This is a genomic window from Streptomyces sp. NBC_00654 (genome assembly GCF_026341775.1).
In the GTDB taxonomy this organism is placed as follows: Bacteria; Actinomycetota; Actinomycetes; order Streptomycetales; family Streptomycetaceae; genus Streptomyces.
Map to the genome: position 1 here is coordinate 592,715 of NZ_JAPEOB010000001.1, position 16,722 is coordinate 609,436.

A 16,722-nucleotide genomic window follows, 5' to 3' on the forward strand; every position below is an offset into this window, starting at 1 on the left:
GGAAGGGCGGCCGGAACGGCAGCGGCGGTCCACCGGGCCGAACCCGGTGGACCGCCGTACCTGTGGGGGGTGGAGCTGTGCGTGCCGTACGTCCCTATGCGGCAGACCGGAAGGCGGGCAGGTAGCCGCCCGACTGTCCGGCGGCCTTGGGGTGGTACGAGTTGTAGATCGGGAGCGAGACGCTGTGGAGCCAGGCGTCACCGGAGCAGAGCTCGTGCCCGGAGAACTCGTCCGCCACGCCGGAGAAGGTGAACCCGGCGTCGGCCGCCCGCTTGGCCAGGACGCCGTTCAGCACGTCCGACGCGTTGTTGATCGCACCGCGCTCGGTCTCGGTGAGCCCGGCGATGCAGCTGCCCGAGAGCTTGTAGAACCGCGGGTAGCCCAGCACGACCACATGGGCCTGCGGAGCCTTGGCCCGGATGCTGCCGTAGAGCGAGTCGAGGCGCGACGGCAGGGAGGTCTGGATCTGCGAGACCGCCGAGTTCACACTGCTGACACAGGTGGCCTCGCTGGACAGGACGCAGTCCTGCATGACATCGGCGAACCCGACGTCATTGCCGCCCGCGGTGACGCTGACCAGCGATGTCGACGAACTCAGCACGCCCAGCTGGCTGCTGGCGACGGAACTGGTCGTCGCCCCCGAGCAGGCGACGAAGTCGAACGAGGCGGGGGAGTTCGCGGCTGCCCAGAGGTACGGGTAGGCCTTGGTGCTGCGCCGGCAGTCGCCGCTGTCGGAGATATAGCTCCCCGCGCCGACGCCGGAGGAGTAGGAGTCGCCGAGCGCCACATAGCCGCCCGCGGCGGCCGAGTCGGCGGCAGCGGCGGGCCCGGCGACACCGAGGGCGGCGACGGCCGCGACAGCCAGGGTGGAGACGGATGCCCAAATTCTTCGTACTGACATGGCTGCCAGCCCTTCGAAGTGTGGGGGTGGGTGGGGGGATTGGTGGAGCGCCCCAGTTTCTAGCAGCTCTTGGTACCCGCCGGTAATGGCCTGGCCAGAAGTCGTCTGATATGCCCGAATGATCGTTCGGGAGGCGATGCTCCGCGCGTAGATAAACCCTCAAGTCGGTGTGAGAACCGGCAATTTCGGGCGAACTTTCAGCGGAACACGGCGCGGCCGATGACACCGACACCCAACCTCCGGCGGCCGACGGGCGGCATGGGGGCACGGCGCCATCGGGCACGGCGCCATCGGGCACGCGCACGCAGCGACGCCCGTTCGCTGCCGAGGGGGCCGGCTCCGGGGCCGGCTTCGAGACCGGCTTCGAGACCGGCTCGGACGGGCCGGCTCCGGCTTCGAGACCGGCTTCCGGGGCCGGCCCCGGTGGGACCTCGGTCGGTGTCCGCCGGGTTATCCGTGCGGTGGGGCATCGGGGTTCGTGAGTAGGTCAGTTGTTTACTGTCTGGAATGTGTGTTCGGTCAATTCTGGCTGAGGGGAAAGAAAACAGGCCACATCCGCTCCGGCCTGTTTGCCGGGACTCGGTTCGACGGCAGCATGACCAGGCTTGAGCGGTGCGTTGCGCCGCGGAGCGAGACGGTCGGGGGTACTGGTGAATCACGCATGGCCGCCGTCCACATTTCTCGGCCGGTTGCGGGACTCGACGCGGGAAGAACTCCTGAGCCAGGGAACCCCGATGAATTATCCGCCGTCCCGCGCCTTGCTCCGGCAGGGCGACGACAGCCGGCACGTCCTGTTGCTCACGAGGGGCGTCGTGAAGGTCGTCGCCAGCGCGGAGAGCGGTTACGACATGCTGCTCGCCGTCCGCATAGCGGGTGACCTGGTCGGTGAGATGGCGGCCTTCGAGGAGCGCCCCAGGTCCGGCACGGTGATCGCGTGCAGCGACGTGAACGCGCGGATCATCCAGGTGCGGGCGCTGGAGAGCTTCCTCTCCCGCCACCCGGACGCCCTGCGGGCCGTCCTCCATATGCAGTGCGCCCGGCTGCGCTGGGCCAACCGGCGCCGGATCGACTTCCAGGCGTACGACTCGCTGACCCGGCTGGCCAGGGTCCTGGCCGAGTTGAGCCAGGCCTACGCCCGGCCCGAACCGGACAGTGACGGCAAGCGCTGCGACCTCGGCGTGACGCTGACACAGAAGGAACTCGCCTCCCTGGCAGGCCTCAAGCTCAACACCGCGGAAAAGAACCTGGCCGTGCTGACGGCTCAGGGGCTGGTGGAACGCAGTTACCGAAACATAACCATCTGTGATGTTCCGAAGCTGCTTGAATTTGCCAAAGTCGTGGCTGAAAACCCGTACTGATACGGGATCACTTTGCGTACGCACTCCTAGCCTTTCGGGCAGCACTTCATGGGCAGCGTCTGCCCATCACCTGCCCAGAGAGGAAATGATCGGGTGGCTGCGTGGCCTGACTTCTATCCCTGCACCTGCATTGCCGTGGACGCGCAGGGCTACGGAAGCAACAACGACCGTAGGCAGTCCGAAATCCAGCACGATCTGCCGCGGCTTCTCGACCGCGCCGCCAGGAGGGCGGGCCTGGACCGCGCGCAGTGGCAGATTCAGCACAAGGGCGACGAGCAGCTGGCGGTGCGGCCCGTCGACGGCCAGGAACCGCGCCTGGTCGACGACTACGTCCGCCATCTTGCCGCCGAACTGCGCGCGTTCAACGCCCAGAGGGTTCCCGAGGCACAGCTGCGGCTGCGGGCCGTCATCCATCAGGGGCTGGTGGAACTGGCCGACAACGGCTTCGCCGGTACGGCCGTGGTGGCCACGGCGCGTCTGCTGAACGCGGATCCGCTCTACGACGCCCTGGCCGCGCACCCCGAGGCCGACCTGGTGCTGCTGCTGTCGGACGAGGTCTTCCGGTCCGTGGTGGCGGGCCGTCATACCACCCTGCTCCCGGAGGACTTCACCCGCGTCGCCGTCCGGGTGAAGGAGTACGAGGCCACGGCCTGGCTGCGGGTCCCCGCGCTCGGCGCGTCCGCCGCCTCCTCACGCCGGCCCGGGACCACGGAAACGGGGAAATCCGTGGACCCTGCGTCGGGGGAGCCCGCGGCGGTCCGGCCGGAGCCGGCCGCCGCGGGCAGTTCCGGGGGAACGGGCATCAGCCACGCATACCGGGCGGACAACATCAACGTCACCCATGTCGCCGGCTCCGTCGACGCCCGGGGTGCCGTCTTCGGCTTCGGGAGCTCCGGTGGCTGACGAACCGGACCCGCACGACGGGCCGGCCGTACCGCCCGTATCCGCTGCCGACGAGGACATCGCGCCGCCCGCGTCGGACGACATCGCCGGTGAGCCGGAACTGGGGGAGGACATCCTCGGCCCGGATGCCGGACCGGATCCGGCTCCGGTTCCCGAGCGGCGCAAGGAGCCGGACGAAGGGGAGGAGGACGAACGGGGCTACGACGATCTGCGCCGCGTCCACCAACTCGTCAACAACAACTTCTACGGCGCCGTCGACGCCTCCGGAGCGGCGTTCGGTTTCGGCGCCGTATCCTCCCCCGGTCTCGCCCCCGGGACGATCGAGCCCGAGGAGATGAACCGCGCCCTGCGGTTCTACGTTCCGCCGCGGCCCTGCTTCGACGAGGCGCTCGGGAAACTGCGCAAGGACGCCTTCGTCGTGCTGACCGGGGAGGACAGCTGTGGCCGGGGCGCGGGTTCCCTCGCCCTGCTCAGGGAGATCCTGGGCGAGGAGGCCAGGCTGCGCAGCCTGTCGCCCGCCAACGCCCTCGCCGAGCTGGCCGCGTCACGGGACCTCAAGCCGGGCCAGGGGTACGTCATCCTCGACTACGTCGGCGAGCTGAACGTCGAGGCCGTGCAGGCGTACTCGATCAGGCGGCTGAGCGAGGAGCTGGGCCGCAAGGGGTCGTACCTGGTGATGACGGCGGGTGGCACGACCCGTCGGCGGCTGGCACTGCGGGACCACTGCGTGCCGTGGCGGGCTCCGGACCCCTTGGAGCTGTTCGAGCACTGCAGGGACCGGCTCCCGCGCAGCACCCTCGCGCCGGACATCGAGCGGGAGTTGCGGGAGCGGGTGGGGGAACAGCGCCGACCCGCGGACATAGTCGCGGCGGCCGAGGTCCTGTCCCGGGAGGGCGCGGAGAAGGCGCTGGACACCCTTCGGGACCGGTGCCGAGAGCTGGTAAGGGAGTTGTTCCACAAGCAGCCGTGCGCGGACGACCTGATCCCGCTGGCGGCCCTGGCCTTTCTGGAGGGCATCCCGGAGCGGACGTTCGAGAAGCAGTGTGCGGTGTTCGCCGCCTTTGTGCGCGACTGGGAACAGAGTGGCGAGACGCCGGCCGCGGAGCCGGACAGCGAGGGCAGGACGGCGTTGCGCGGTGCGGTGGCCCAGCAGTCCCGGGCCCGGTGGAAGGAACGCGCGGTGGGGCTCGTGACCACCGAGCACCGGTCCGGGCCGAGCCGGAACGCCGGGCGCGGCGAGCGGTATCTGGTCTTCACCGAACCGCGCGTCCGCGAGTTCGTCATCGCGGAGCTGCACGAGTTGTACGGCTACGAGCTCTGGTACCCGATGCGCCAGTGGCTGGCCGAGATGGCCCTGGTGGGTGATCTGGGCACCCGTACGGAGGTGGCCCGCGGCGTCGCGCTCCTGGCCCGGCACGCGCTCGCCGAGGTCGACGAGAACATGCTGAAGGTGTGGTCCGAAGGGCTCATCAGTCAGCGAGTGACCGCCGCGCTGACGCTGCAGTTCATGTGCGACACCGAGCATCTCGCTCCGCAGGCCCTGTACATCGCCCTGGGCTGGGCGGAGAACAGCGGGCCCCGCCGCGCCGTGACGTCGGCGATGGCGCTGACGGGCCGCCTGGGCTCCCTCTACCGCCTGGACGCGCTCAACCAGCTCTGGTTGCTGATGCACCGCGGGGAGCGGATCGCGTTCTCGGCCCACCGTTCGCTGGTCCTGCTGCTGCAGTCCGCCGAACAGGACCCGGAACGCGCGCTGCTCATCCTCCGGTACGTACGGACAATGATCGCCCAGGCCGCGCCGGGGTCCAAGGAGCGGTCGATCGCGCTGCGGACAGCCATCCAGCTTCTGCGGGCCGAACGGCCGGAGGCCCCCGAACCCATCACTTCGGCCCTCCTGCGCACAGCCCCGGACAGCGCCCGTCACCTCGGGTCCCTGTGGGCGGACGTCCTGCACAGCGGCCATCGGAGCCGGGCGGTCGGCGCGCTGTGCCGCACGCTCGTGCAGCTGCGCGACGACCCGTCCGTCACCGGCGCCGTACGCGCACTCGGCGAGGCCATCCGGAACGCCATGAGCGCGCCCCAGTGGGCCGCGCTGTGCCACCACCTGTCCATCGCCCTGAGGCATCCCGACTACGCGATCCCCGGCGCCCGCGAACTGGCGCAGGTGCTCCTCGGATCCCTGCGCGGCCGACCACCGGGGAATTCCCGGCGCACCACCGCGTCGCTCATACCCACCACTCCCTTCCCTTCCGCTCAAGGAGGCCGAAGCACGTGAACTACCCCGTCATCGCCGAGCACATCCTGGCCACGGTCCAGGGCACCTGGTGGTCCCGGCGTCGCCGTCGCGACGACGTGCCGCAGCTGTCGCCCGGCGCGGTCTACGTCTTCAGGGTCGGCGGGAACTACCGCCCGTACCCCGAGGGCATGGTGTTCGACCCGTCCCACCCCGACGTGATCGATGCCTCCTCCGTCAGCCTGGTCGACACCCGGGCGCGCCTGGTCGAGGTGGAGCGCACGCTCCCGTCGCTGAGCGAGGCGGACAACTTCACGGTGCGGACGTCCTTCACCTGTCAGGTGACCGATCCGACCGTCATCGCCCGGCAGGGCATCATCGACGTCACCGTTCCGTTGCGCGCCTACCTGGTGGCCGACGGGGACCTGCCGAGGGTGAGCGCCGGACACCGCGTGGAGGAGGTCAACGCGGTACGGACCGAGGTCAGTCACCGTATGACCGCCTACAGCGCGATCGTGCCGCCGCGGGTCGCGGGGATGAGCGTGGAGTTCGTCAGCGCCGAGGTCCACGCCTCGCAGGATCTCCGGGACTGGGAGCAGAAGCTGCGCGACGAGCGTCGCCTCTGGGAACTCCAGCGGGGGCAGCGCGACTTCGAGACCCAGGACGCACTCCGGATCGCGGAACTGCTCTCCCAGGGCTCCGATCATGTGGACGCCTTCGGTATCGCCCGGAAGGAGATCGACATCACCGAGGCGGCGGCCCGCATCCACCGGATCACCCAGGAGAAGTCGGCCCGCAGCCACGAGGCCGAGACGTCGGACCGGACCCACGCGCAGGCGCGGGAGACTGCGGAGGCGCAGATGCGCCGCGACATGCTGCTGACGCTGCTGCGGCAGATGGGCGGCAGCGAGTACATCGACTACCACCAGGTCCTCGAACAGGTCCTGCGGGAGACGGGCGGCGGTCAGGGTGCGCCCGGCGTCGGAATCGCCGCCGGTGCCGGCCGCATGGTCGAGTCGGGACCGGTGCGCCCCGGCCGCACGGAGGCGGGCCGGAACGGCTCGCGCGACCCGCAGGGCGGTTTCGTCAAGGACGAGGACGATCTCGTTGACTGACTTCCTGACGAACCTTGTGACGGCTCCCGACACGGCGGATCGACAGGGCGCCGACCACGATGCCGCCGCGCGTACCACCGGCCGCCGGGCCGCCGCCCGCACCGCCGAGGATGTGCCCGCCGCACGCACCACCGGGGAGGGGGCCCCTGCCCGGACCGCCCGTCGTCCCCGCGGCTTCGACACCGCACGACGGCTGCGGTCCCTGACCGGCGTGGACGAGGAACTGCTCGCCAGGGTCCGGTACGAGCGGAGCAAGTACACGGCCCTGGGCGGGGTGGTGCTCGGCACTTCCGTCATCGCGGCGTTCTCCATGTGGAACTTCGCGACCGAGGCGCTCGGAGGGTTCTCTCCGGTGGTCCTCGTCCCGACGGTCATCTGGATGCTGTTCGTGCTCAACCTCGACCGCTGGCTGGTCACTCCGCAGCCCAACGCGCGGCGGCGGGTCGGACCCCTTCTCACGCGCCTGCTCATCGCCCTGATGCTCGGCATGGTGATCGCCGAGCCCCTGGTACTGCGCATCTTCCAGACGGCCATCGAGCAGCACGTCGCCGATGAACGTACGGACGCGATCGACCGGTTGCGTACGAACCTGGTGCGCTGCAACCCCGTACCGTCCACGACGCGGACCATCACCCCGGAGGGATGCGGCAGGTCGTACGTCCTCTCGTTCGGCGATACGCCCGGCGAACGGGTCGAGGAACTGGCCGCCCTGCGTTCGGACGCCGCCGCCCTGCAGAAGCGGGTGGACCGTGACACCGCAAGGCTGGAGGGCATCGACTCCGACGTACGGAACGAGTGCCGCAAGCTGATCCGTATAGCTGCCACCGGCCTGTACCAGCGGACGTCCGAGTGCCTGCGCCTGCGCGACAAGGCGCAGGACTACCGGGCGACCCACCGCACCAGCGAGAACGAGAAGCGGCTGACCCGTATGAACAGGCGGACCCTGGAGATCGAGGCGGAACAGACCGTGTCGCGCGGCGCCTTCCTCAAGGCACGGGCCGACGGTATCGAGCGGCGGCTGGGCGAGGAGCGCGCCAAGCAGAAGGGGATCGGTGTCCTGGAACGGATGCGGGCGCTTGACCGGCTCGCGGCCGGGAACCCGGTGCTCTTCGTGGGCATCTGGCTGGTCCGCCTGCTGTTCGTCCTCCTCGATGTGCTCCCCGTACTGGTGAAGTACCTGAGCGGCGAGTCCGCGTACGACCGCATGCTCACCAGCGCGAGCAACAGCGCCGTCAAGATCCACGACGAGGAGGCCCGGCTCGCCGAGCGCCGGGCCATGGCGAACATCGAGATCGCTCAGGACGCCATCGAACAGGAGGTCCGGCGGCACCGTGCCGAGTCGGAGGCGGCGTTCCGGGAACACACGGCAGCGATGAACATCCGGGTCCGGCAGGCGGTGAACGCGCTGGAGGACGAGATCCGCCGCTCGTCGGCGGTCTGACACTTCCGCCCGCGCCGGCCAGGAACACAGCAGCCGGGAACACGGAAACCAGAAACACAGCACCACGGCCGCCTCGCATGCCGGGGCGGCCGCCCGACACCGACCGGAACGGAGGGGGAAGCATGACCACACCCGGGGGCGACGGCGGCGTGGACCCGGACAACGACGCCGCGGCCGACCACAGCGCGGAACTCGCGAGGGTCCTGCTGTCCGAGGCCCGTGAGGAACTCACGAAGGCCGACAGCAAAGCCGGCCTCATACTCGCGTCCCTGGGCGGGGCCCTGACCGCCCTGCTCGGCGCGATCGGCAGCGGCGTCATCGCCCTGCGGCAGTACGCCGTCGTCCCGCAGTTCTTCCTCTGGCTGGCCTGCGCCGCTTGCGTACCGGCACTCGTCCTGCTGGGCCTGGCCATCACTCCGCGGCTCGGCAGTCCCCACTACGCCCGCACGCACTACTTCGGCGACGCGAGGCTCGCGATGTCGGCCGCTCACCTGGAGCGGACGGTGCGCCGCACCGATGTCGTGTCCCGGGACCTGAGCCAGCTGGCGATCCTGTCCCAGATTGCCTGGACCAAATACCGCTGCATACGCCATGCACTTTTCTGGGGCACGGTCTTCTTCGCGTCCGCGCTGCTGGGCATCGTGATCGGAGCATCGACCTGAGGGAAAGCGCTCAGCGTCACAGCGGCGGCCGAGGAAGGGCGGACCGCCCGATCACCGGACCTGAGCCGGTCCCAGAAGAGCCCCGGAAACCACTCAGGGGCCCGACCCGCTTTCGCGGATCAGGCCCCTGACCTGGTGTTTCAGCTGTCGGGGTGGCGGGATTTGAACCCACGACCTCTTCGTCCCGAATGAGGGCCGGTTACTGATCTAGCCAGTGCGGATGGCGTTTGCGCTGGTCAGAGCGTCGGTCTGTCTTGGTCTCGGGTGGTCTCGAAGGGGCTTGGGGAGCGGGTTGGCTCCCAGATGGCTCCCAGCGAGACCTCAGGCAACCGCTGCTGAGTCCGCGTTTCGCGCCACCCACGGAGGCCGACGAGGCGAGCAGTTCGACATTCGGCTGAGCCACGCGGAGCTGGCCCAGCATTCTGCAGCAGGCGACCACGCGACATACGGCGCATGGAACAATCCTGTCAGCCCCGACCTGCCCTGGACCGGGGGGCTGCGCTATGTCCGTTAACCATCGCAATTCTTGCTCACCTCTGCGGATCTACGTGTCAAAGAGGGTAATGCTCATGGGCTGCCCTGATCGCCGGACCTGTCAGGGCAGCCCAGCCCTACCTGGAGCCTGGCAGACTGCGATTGTGATACGCGAACCAGCAGAACTGCAGATCGATGACGACGGCCGCGTGTCCCTGCCGCTGGGGCTCCTCGCGGAGGCGGGCCTGGATGCAGGCGGCCGGATCCTGGCGTTCAGCGACGGCGACGGGCGCATTGTGCTGCAGCGAGAGGTAGACGCCTTCAAGGCCCTGCTGCAGGACGGAACTCTGTGAGTGGGGAGCCCACCGCCGCGAGGCCATTCCCGTTGCAGCGATCGGGGAGGTCGGTGTGCAGCCAGGTGGCGTCCGTGGGTGCGAGACTTGCGACCGCCCGACCTCGGCACGGGGAAGCGCCGAGAATGGAGTTGGACGGACAGGAACAGGTCCTCGCCGGGCGGGACGCCCTGGAGGAAGTTGTCTCTGAGCTGCTGGGAGTATGAGCGAGCAAGAAGTACCAGAAGCGCCGGCCGAGCAGTGGACACTGCCGGAGGGGTCGTGGGCGTCGTCGGCCGCGACCCGGCGGAGCATGCTTGGCAACCGAAGTCGTGATACCGAGCCCGAGCTGCTCCTCCGCTCGCTTGTCCACGCCGCTGGACTGCGCTACCGGGTAGCGGCAAAGCCGCTCCCGAAGATGCGCCGCACGGCCGACATGGTCTTCCGCCCTACGAAGGTCGCAGTCTTTATCGACGGCTGCTTCTGGCACGGCTGCCCGGAGCACTTCGTGATGCCCAAGACGAATCGGCTGTACTGGGAAGAAAAGATCGGCCGGAACATCCAGCGCGACCGGGACACAGACAACCGCCTCACGGAGGCAGGCTGGCTGGTGCTCCGTTTCTGGGAACACCTCGAACCAGAGGCGTGTGCCGCCACTGTCATCGAGGCAGTGGCGGCCCGGCGGCAGGAGGTCCAAGCCTCAAAGCACGCGAAGAAGACCTCCTGACCGTCACGTCGCTGGCGGCAGCGGTCAGCTGAACTCCGCCGAGTTCAGCGAGAAGAGCTCGTACCAGTGGTGGCCTTTTTGGCCTCTCTACGAGATGGAGTTGATCAAACCTGGCGGGACCTGGTCAGCTCCCGTCGTAGGCCACCTGCAGTCGCGTGGTGCTCTTAGCCGTGTGCAAAAAGGCGTCGCCCTGTCCGGCCAGAGCTTCGGCTCCCGTCTCGTCCAGAATGATGCGGCTGTCGGTCGCTGTCTTGACCCGCAGGGCGAGTTGGGCAGGGAAGTTGGAGCGGATGGTCGTAGAGATGACGTCCGCACTCGGTCGCTGCGTGGCTGTAATGACGTGGATGCCCGCAGCGCGGGCTTTCTGCGTCAGGCGCTTGAGCAGCGCTTCGATCTGCTTCTTCTCTTCGGGATCGCTAGTGAGATCGGCGTACTCATCAAGGACGATGACGATCCAGGGCTTTCGATCTGCCTTGTCGACCTTGGCGTTGTACTCGACGAGCTTGCGTGTGCGGATTGCCTTCATGTCCTTGTAGCGCACGGCCATCTCTTCGACGGTTTCCTCAAGGATCTCGATGGCGTCGGCAGCGTCCATACCGATCACGCCGTCAAGGTGCGGGTCATCCTCGAAGTCGACAAGCTCGGTGCCCTTGGGATCAACGAGGCGGAGTCGCAGGGTGCTCTTGTCGTACCGGACCAGGCCCTTGAGGATCGTATCCAGCGCGACGGACTTTCCTGATCCGGTAGTGCCGGCCACCAGCAAGTGCGGTGAGTCTGCAGAGGAGAGGTCAATGGTGACAGGGTTGCCCTCGATGTCGGCGCCCAGCGGGGCGATGAGGCTCTCGGGATTGGCCGGGCACCGCAGCCACAGCGCCTTGGCGTCGACCCCGTACTTCTCGTCGTCGATCTTGGGGATCTCGAAGAGCACGGAGCCGCGGTCGCTGCGGGCACGAATGCTGAACCCGGAGGGGAGCGCCAGGGCCAGGAAGATCTCGTCGCGTCGGTTGGTCAGCTTGTCCACGGTGACCCCAGGATTGGGGATGAACCGGAAGATATAGAAGCCGGGTCCCTCCTGCCACTTGCCGACCTCCGGTGCGGTGACCGCGACCTTGTGGCGGGCAAAGACGTCAACGATCTTGTTGTATCGAAGCGCCAGCTCCTCCTCGGAGAGCCCACCGCGGGAAGCTTTCAGAGGTGCAGGACCTGCCTCTGCGGCAGGGTGACGCGCAAGTACCGCTCCTGGCGCAGCTGTTAGAGCGGCCGCCCCGCCGGCCTCGGCAGATGCCGTTGTTTCTTCCAGAGTGGGCGGTTCGGCGGAAAGGCCCACAGAGGAGGTTTCGACGGTAGTGTCAGCGGCCTTCATGGTCCCGCTGAGGTCTCCAGAGACAACAAGGGGATCGGCGTTGGTGGGGTCCTCCTTGGCGCGTAGAGCGCCGATGAGGTTCAGCAGTTCCCGTTTGTTCAACCTCACCAGGGTGTGCCTGCCGAGGCTTCCGACCGCGGGTGCCGACTGATCGTCCTCTGCCGAGATAGCCACGGCAACGCCAGTGACGTGGCCGAGCTGGACATCCTCGGAGCGTAGGGCATCAAGGACCTTCGCCTCGACCTGGCGGTGGTCGTCATTACCGATCAGGGTACGAGCTGGAAGGTCTTCGGCCTGCGTGGTCTTTCCACTGGTCTGAGCGATCGCGGCAGCAAGCTCGTCCAGCCAGAAGGGGCGGTCGTGGCGAGCTTCGCCGTCCGAACGGAAGGCGTCCCTACACAGGTCAGTGGTGCGGTTGAGCTGTTCCTCAGCCGAACCGACGTCGAAGGTCTGGCGGAACTTGGACTCGGCGACCAGGACATCCAGGCGAACAGTGCCGTCGTCCTGGACCGTCAGCACAAACCGGCCGAGGTCGGCACGGGTCTTGTGTCCGCGGCCGAACCAGCGGTGGTGCTCGTCGAAGCTGATCCACGTGACCAGGCTCGTGCCCTGCCTAGAGACGGGAAACTGCTGGTCGATGACAAACCGCGTGGCTACCAGGCCGACGACTTCGTTGACCGTAGTGCCAATGCCGAGGGAGCGCAGCACGGCGCCAGGGGCCACGTTGCGGCCGACCTCGTAGATTCGTTTAGCGGTGCTTTCCGAGTCCTGCGGGGTGACGACACCGATCTGCTCAAGGCGGCGGCACAGTCGCTGAACGACGAACTGCCGACCGGTCTGCGAGCTGACAATGAGGGTGTAGGACTCGTTCTTGCCGACGCTGGGCTTGACGAGGATGACGTCAGGGCGGTTGCGCAGGGCATCGATTTGCTCACGGCCGATGAAGCTGTCGAGAGTGACGACCCAGTGGGCCACACGGTGCAGGGTCTCGAACAGGTTCTGGTGCTGGTCGAACTGCACCTGCATCTCGAAGTAGTCGATGCCGTCGACACTCTCCCGGGAGACCGGGGAACGGCGGTCGTAGCGCACGCACAAGGTCGACCAGGACTCAAGAGTCTCGTCGGCGGTCTCAGGCAACAGCGCTCTCACGACGTTCTCGCTGGTCTGAGCCAGGTTGTGTGAGGCTGGGTGCTTCCAGGGGTTGAAGTAGCCCGACAGGGACTCCTTCTTGGTGCTCTCCTTCATACTGGTCTGCGTGCCGAACAGTGCCGGCGCCAGAGCGAGGTCGATGGTGTCCTCCAGCCCTGACAGGTCTGCTTCCTGGTCGGGCTCCCATGCCTGAAGGATCAGTTGGACGTCGGGCAGGAAGCTGTCGTCGGACATCTCCGTACCGGAGAACTGCAGGTCGAAACCCTGGATGATCTCGTGGTGGGTGGCCTGCGGAGCCAGTACAACCAGATCAACTTTCAGACGAGGGTTCTTGGCCCGCATCTGCTTGGCCACGCGCATCGGTAGGACAGGGTCGCCGTTGCGGTCCAGAAGCAGTACGCGCAGCCCATCAAGCTTGTGGGGGTAGGTCGTCAGGTAGTCGGTGATGACGCGGACCATCTCGTCGATCGCGGTCTCGTCGACGCTGGAGAGCCAGTCCTTGGACTCGTTTCCGCCGTAGCGGACCGGTGCGTACTCCTCGTGCCCGGCCGACTCCCGCATCGGAATGGCAATCGTGCCGCCGGGACCGACGAGGACAGCAGGTGTCCCGTGTGGGGAGATACGGTCAATGGCGTCGAAGAAGAGCTCCTCGTTTTCCTGGTTTAGGCTCAGACCTCCCTCCTTGTTCAGGGCGGTCTCGATGCTGTCAGCAGCCTCCTCGTAGTTCTTTGCCAGCCAGCGCAGCTTCAGCGGGTGAGTGGCCAGCATCATCATGCGGTGGTCGGCAAGCCCGACAACATCGGTCAGGACGACAGCCTCGAGGTCTGCGTTCGGAGCGTTGTCGGGAACCAGGGTGGTGCGAGCTTCGCGGAGCACGCCTTCCCACTCACGTACGTAATCGTTGATCTTCCCGGCGTCAAGCCCGTCGCAGAAGCGGCTGAAATGCTCCAGCCTGAGGCGCTCCAGCTGACTGGCAAACTGCGATTCGGAAACAGGCAAGGGTTCGTCGGCCTGCCACTGCCGGGGGTCATTGAACCTTTCGAGGAAGGTGTCAAAGGTCAATTTACCGGTCTGGCCAGGGGGAGTTTGCCAGCCGTGTATGAGAGCCGCCAGCGCGATCTGCCCCGGGATGCCAAGAGGGTCCCAGCGAAAGCGTCGCTGGGCGCCGTCCATCTCGACCAGGATGCGCAGCGGGGCCCACTCCGTGTTCGGATCGAACGGCTCGTCCTCCTCCGGGAGGGGCGGCTTGGTCAGGTCCAACAGGCACTTCTTGACGTCCAGAGTCAGGCGAAGACCGGTGGATTCCCGGACGTCATCCAGGGTGTTGGCGTACAGGAAAGCGAAGAGCCAACGGCTCCACCGCCCAACTTCCTGGTTGCCTTCCAGCCCGACGACGACGGAGCCTTCCTCTTCATCGGAGAAGTAGGTCAGCTCGCGCAGCAGGGCACGCAGTGGGTCCTGGACGAACTGAGAGTCCGGAAAGGCAAGCTTCTCGACTTTGCGGCGCGACCGCTTGGACAGCAGGTCGGCCAGAGGCTCCGCCCCGCCGATAGGAGCCTCGTCAAGGAAACGCTGTGCGGCTTCCTGATCTCCGAGGTCGAGTGCATCTTCGATCACCATGGCGTCGAACTCGTCGACCCGATCTGCGTCGGCCTTCTCGATCTCCTGCCGGACCTGCTGGCCCAGGCCGATCTTCTTGGACTTCTGCTCGAAGACTTCCAGCCAGAGGGTCAGGTCCTGCTCTCGGCGCAACTGACGAGAATCCTGCGGAGTGGAGCCACTGCGATTGAGGTTGAGTACGAGGCCGCGCATGAGCTCCTTGGCAGTCTCGGAGTCCGTGCCGACGTGGTCCAAGGATTCCGCACTGAACTCGGTCGCGCTTATGCGGTCTATCAGGTCGTCCTCGGTGATCTCCTTGCCCGTGGGCTGCTTGAAGGCACTTACCGAGACGTTCTTCTTGATCCGGGTGGGCAGCGCGGCGGGCTTGACGAAGAGTCCTCGGTCTGGGAAGAGATCAAGAGCCGGCAGGGCAGCAGAGATCTCCGGGTAGACCACGTCAGGGGTGCGGACCTGAGTTGCTGCGACCTTCTGCGCAGTGTCGACCAGGAAGGCTGCCCAGCGGTGCAAGGACCGGGGCTCCTCATCCGTGACGGCACCCCAGATCGCCGGCAGAACGGTGCCCATCGCGGCTGGAACAGTGCCGATACCCCCCGCTTCCCGCCATGCTTCCGCCATGAATCTGTCGAACCCACGCTCGCCGGAGGAGTCACGGTAGTTGCCCAGGATCGTGGCATCGTTCAGGGCGTTCATGGCCGCCAGCCCCTGTGCGTCCGGAGACTGCCCCCACTCGAAGAGCAACACCGCCCTGCCCTGTCCTGAATTTCGCCACTTGGTCAGCTGGTCCTGCGGCCCCAACAGGTAGTCAGCGGGGACACCTTCGATTGGCTCTGAGGTGCCGACCTTGACGACAACCTGACAGTCCTGCGAGCCCAACAGCTGCCGGGCAGTGCGGCGGAGAGCCTCGGCCACGGTCGGTCGGTCGAAGCCGCTGACCCGTAGGACGGCGCGGGCCCCGTTGGCCTCAGTGACCTTGCGAAGTGCTTCGTCGGCGACGAACCGCCCGAGCGCTCGGATGCTGCTGTCGGTCACCGGGGCTCCCCTCGAACCATGCTGGTTGCATCTGAATATTGAGTGAGCAGACCAATAGCGGCGAGTTTCTCCCGGAACGCCTTGCCGTTGTGGTCAAGGACCGATGGGTCGACCTCGTAGGCCAACGGGCTCGCTGCCGCGACCTTGTCCTCCATCACAAGCCCATACCTCTCGTACAGCAGCGTGCAGAACTTGTCGAACTCCATCTCCGCTTCCTGAGCGACGGTGGCAGAGACCAGAGCCTCGAGCATCGGTGGCTTCATGGTGAAGTGTCGTCGTCCGGCCGTCGCGTTCAAGGCTCCGACAGCGGCGAGGGTCTCGCTGAAGAACGCTCGGGGTGAGGCGACCGCGGTGCCGCCTTCCTTCATGAATCTCTCGTAGCGGCGTTTTTTACCCTCGTCGCCTTCGGCTTCGCCGATCATCACCTGGGCCTGGACGTTGATCGCTTTGACGATGTCGTTGCGGAAGCCAGCGAGGTTCTTCTGCGATTCCCTGCGCAGCGGGGTTGCCTCGTTGCCGAAGTCCAACAGGATCGACTCACGGTTGGTGGCACCGAGCTTGGTGCGTGCGAGGTGGAGCTGATGGCGTGCCAAGCAGTAGGGGACCCAGTGCATGAGGCTCTCCGTGCGCTTGGCCCTCGGGACCGTAGCGATCCGACTGACGATGTTGCAGGTCCCCTCCCTCAGCAGATCAGGCCACGGGCTGAGCTCCTCATACAGCTCGATTCCTGTGTCTGAGCCCTCCACGGGAGCTTCGTCGTAGTCGAAGTCGTGCGCGCTGAGGGCCTTCGCGAGATTGCCCAGCGGGGTTTCGCTGTCCTGCACGAGGTCGCTCAGGCCCTGCCGGGTCGCTTCCTTGCGGTCAGGATCGAGGTCGGCACGAAGGGCTTTGTAGGCCCAACTCCCACCATCGCGGAAGAGGTAGCGCTCGATAATAGGAGCGTTGATGCCGACATCGACTTTGGTGGCCTGCTTGCGCTTCTTAGCGCTCTTCTTGGCATCGATTTGCTTGACTCGTCGTTCGACTGCGTCGTAATGGATGAGCTCACCGACGAACGGATAGATGTGCGCGCCGAACCAACTGGGCTGGCTGCGACGCCCTGGGATCTCAACCAACAGGGAGGAGAACAGGGCGTGGAGCGTTTCCATCGTCTCGGGAGAGTCCAGCTCGACGGCCTTGCCTAGTTCTTCATCGCCCTCGACTATGGGGGCCTTGGTCGCGATTCGCCGGGCCAGGTCGTGCGAGGTTCTCTTGTAAGCCGTGCCGGCTCCGTTGTCCAGGAGCCCTGCGAACTGCTCCGGGTCCTCCTGATGCGCCAGGTAGACGCCGCGGGCGATCGCGAGCATCTCAAGCGGGATGTAGAAACCGCGGCCCTGCTGTTCGAGATTCACCCCAAAGAGGCGAAGGACCACCTC

The 16,722-nt window shown here is 66.9% G+C and carries 11 protein-coding genes; 8 read left to right on the forward strand and 3 right to left on the reverse strand.

The window, feature by feature from the left end; translation table 11 throughout:
- Positions 1 to 94: 94 nt before the first annotated feature.
- Positions 95 to 901 (reverse strand): SGNH/GDSL hydrolase family protein, encoded by an 807-nt coding sequence (locus tag OHA98_RS02670; RefSeq protein ID WP_266922482.1) that lies wholly within the window; start codon positions 899 to 901, stop codon positions 95 to 97.
- 734 nt (positions 902 to 1,635) lie between these two features.
- Here OHA98_RS02670 and OHA98_RS02675 point away from each other — a divergent pair.
- From OHA98_RS02675 to OHA98_RS02710, 8 genes are all read left to right on the forward strand, one after another.
- Positions 1,636 to 2,259, forward strand: a complete 624-nt coding sequence (locus tag OHA98_RS02675) for a Crp/Fnr family transcriptional regulator (RefSeq protein ID WP_266922483.1) — start codon at positions 1,636 to 1,638, stop codon at positions 2,257 to 2,259.
- Positions 2,260 to 2,352: 93 nt separating this feature from the next.
- Positions 2,353 to 3,162, forward strand: coding sequence for a hypothetical protein (locus OHA98_RS02680; protein ID WP_266922484.1), 810 nt, complete (start codon positions 2,353 to 2,355; stop codon positions 3,160 to 3,162).
- A complete protein-coding gene (locus tag OHA98_RS02685) occupies positions 3,155 to 5,437 on the forward strand; it encodes a hypothetical protein (RefSeq protein WP_266922485.1) in 2,283 nt (760 codons plus the stop codon). Before OHA98_RS02680 ends, OHA98_RS02685 begins: the two co-directional genes overlap by 8 nt.
- Positions 5,434 to 6,510: a hypothetical protein gene (locus OHA98_RS02690; protein WP_266922486.1), complete on the forward strand. Its 1,077-nt coding sequence runs from the start codon at positions 5,434 to 5,436 to the stop codon at positions 6,508 to 6,510. The genes OHA98_RS02685 and OHA98_RS02690 overlap by 4 nt, the downstream gene beginning before the upstream one ends.
- Positions 6,503 to 7,951: a DUF4407 domain-containing protein gene (locus tag OHA98_RS02695; RefSeq protein ID WP_266922487.1), complete on the forward strand. Its 1,449-nt coding sequence runs from the start codon at positions 6,503 to 6,505 to the stop codon at positions 7,949 to 7,951. The genes OHA98_RS02690 and OHA98_RS02695 overlap by 8 nt, the downstream gene beginning before the upstream one ends.
- Positions 7,952 to 8,073: 122 nt before the next feature.
- Complete coding sequence (locus tag OHA98_RS02700; protein ID WP_266922488.1) at positions 8,074 to 8,613, forward strand: Pycsar system effector family protein; 540 nt, start codon at positions 8,074 to 8,076, stop codon at positions 8,611 to 8,613.
- A 638-nt stretch (positions 8,614 to 9,251) separates the two neighbouring features.
- Positions 9,252 to 9,440 carry a hypothetical protein gene (locus tag OHA98_RS02705; RefSeq protein ID WP_073788316.1) on the forward strand — a complete coding sequence of 63 codons (189 nt, stop codon included), beginning with the start codon at positions 9,252 to 9,254 and terminating at the stop codon, positions 9,438 to 9,440.
- Between the two features lie 202 nt (positions 9,441 to 9,642).
- On the forward strand, positions 9,643 to 10,146 hold the full coding sequence (locus tag OHA98_RS02710) for a very short patch repair endonuclease (protein WP_266922489.1): 504 nt from the start codon (positions 9,643 to 9,645) through the stop codon (positions 10,144 to 10,146).
- A 124-nt stretch (positions 10,147 to 10,270) separates the two neighbouring features.
- On the opposite strand, the gene OHA98_RS02715 is transcribed toward OHA98_RS02710, so the two are convergent.
- Both OHA98_RS02715 and OHA98_RS02720 read right to left on the reverse strand, forming a co-directional pair.
- Positions 10,271 to 15,307: an FtsK/SpoIIIE domain-containing protein gene (locus OHA98_RS02715; RefSeq protein ID WP_266922490.1), complete on the reverse strand. Its 5,037-nt coding sequence runs from the start codon at positions 15,305 to 15,307 to the stop codon at positions 10,271 to 10,273.
- Positions 15,304 to 16,698 carry a hypothetical protein gene (locus OHA98_RS02720; protein ID WP_266922491.1) on the reverse strand — a complete coding sequence of 465 codons (1,395 nt, stop codon included), beginning with the start codon at positions 16,696 to 16,698 and terminating at the stop codon, positions 15,304 to 15,306. The genes OHA98_RS02715 and OHA98_RS02720 overlap by 4 nt, the downstream gene beginning before the upstream one ends.
- Between the last annotated feature and the right edge of the window lie 24 nt (positions 16,699 to 16,722).

Coding starts and splice junctions, on each gene's coding strand:
- OHA98_RS02670 (WP_266922482.1), bottom strand. CDS start 901: ATGTCAGTACGAAGAATTTGGGCATCCGTCTCCACCCTGGCTGTCGCG.
- OHA98_RS02675 (WP_266922483.1), top strand. CDS start 1,636: ATGAATTATCCGCCGTCCCGCGCCTTGCTCCGGCAGGGCGACGACAGC.
- OHA98_RS02700 (WP_266922488.1), top strand. CDS start 8,074: ATGACCACACCCGGGGGCGACGGCGGCGTGGACCCGGACAACGACGCC.
- OHA98_RS02710 (WP_266922489.1), top strand. CDS start 9,643: ATGAGCGAGCAAGAAGTACCAGAAGCGCCGGCCGAGCAGTGGACACTG.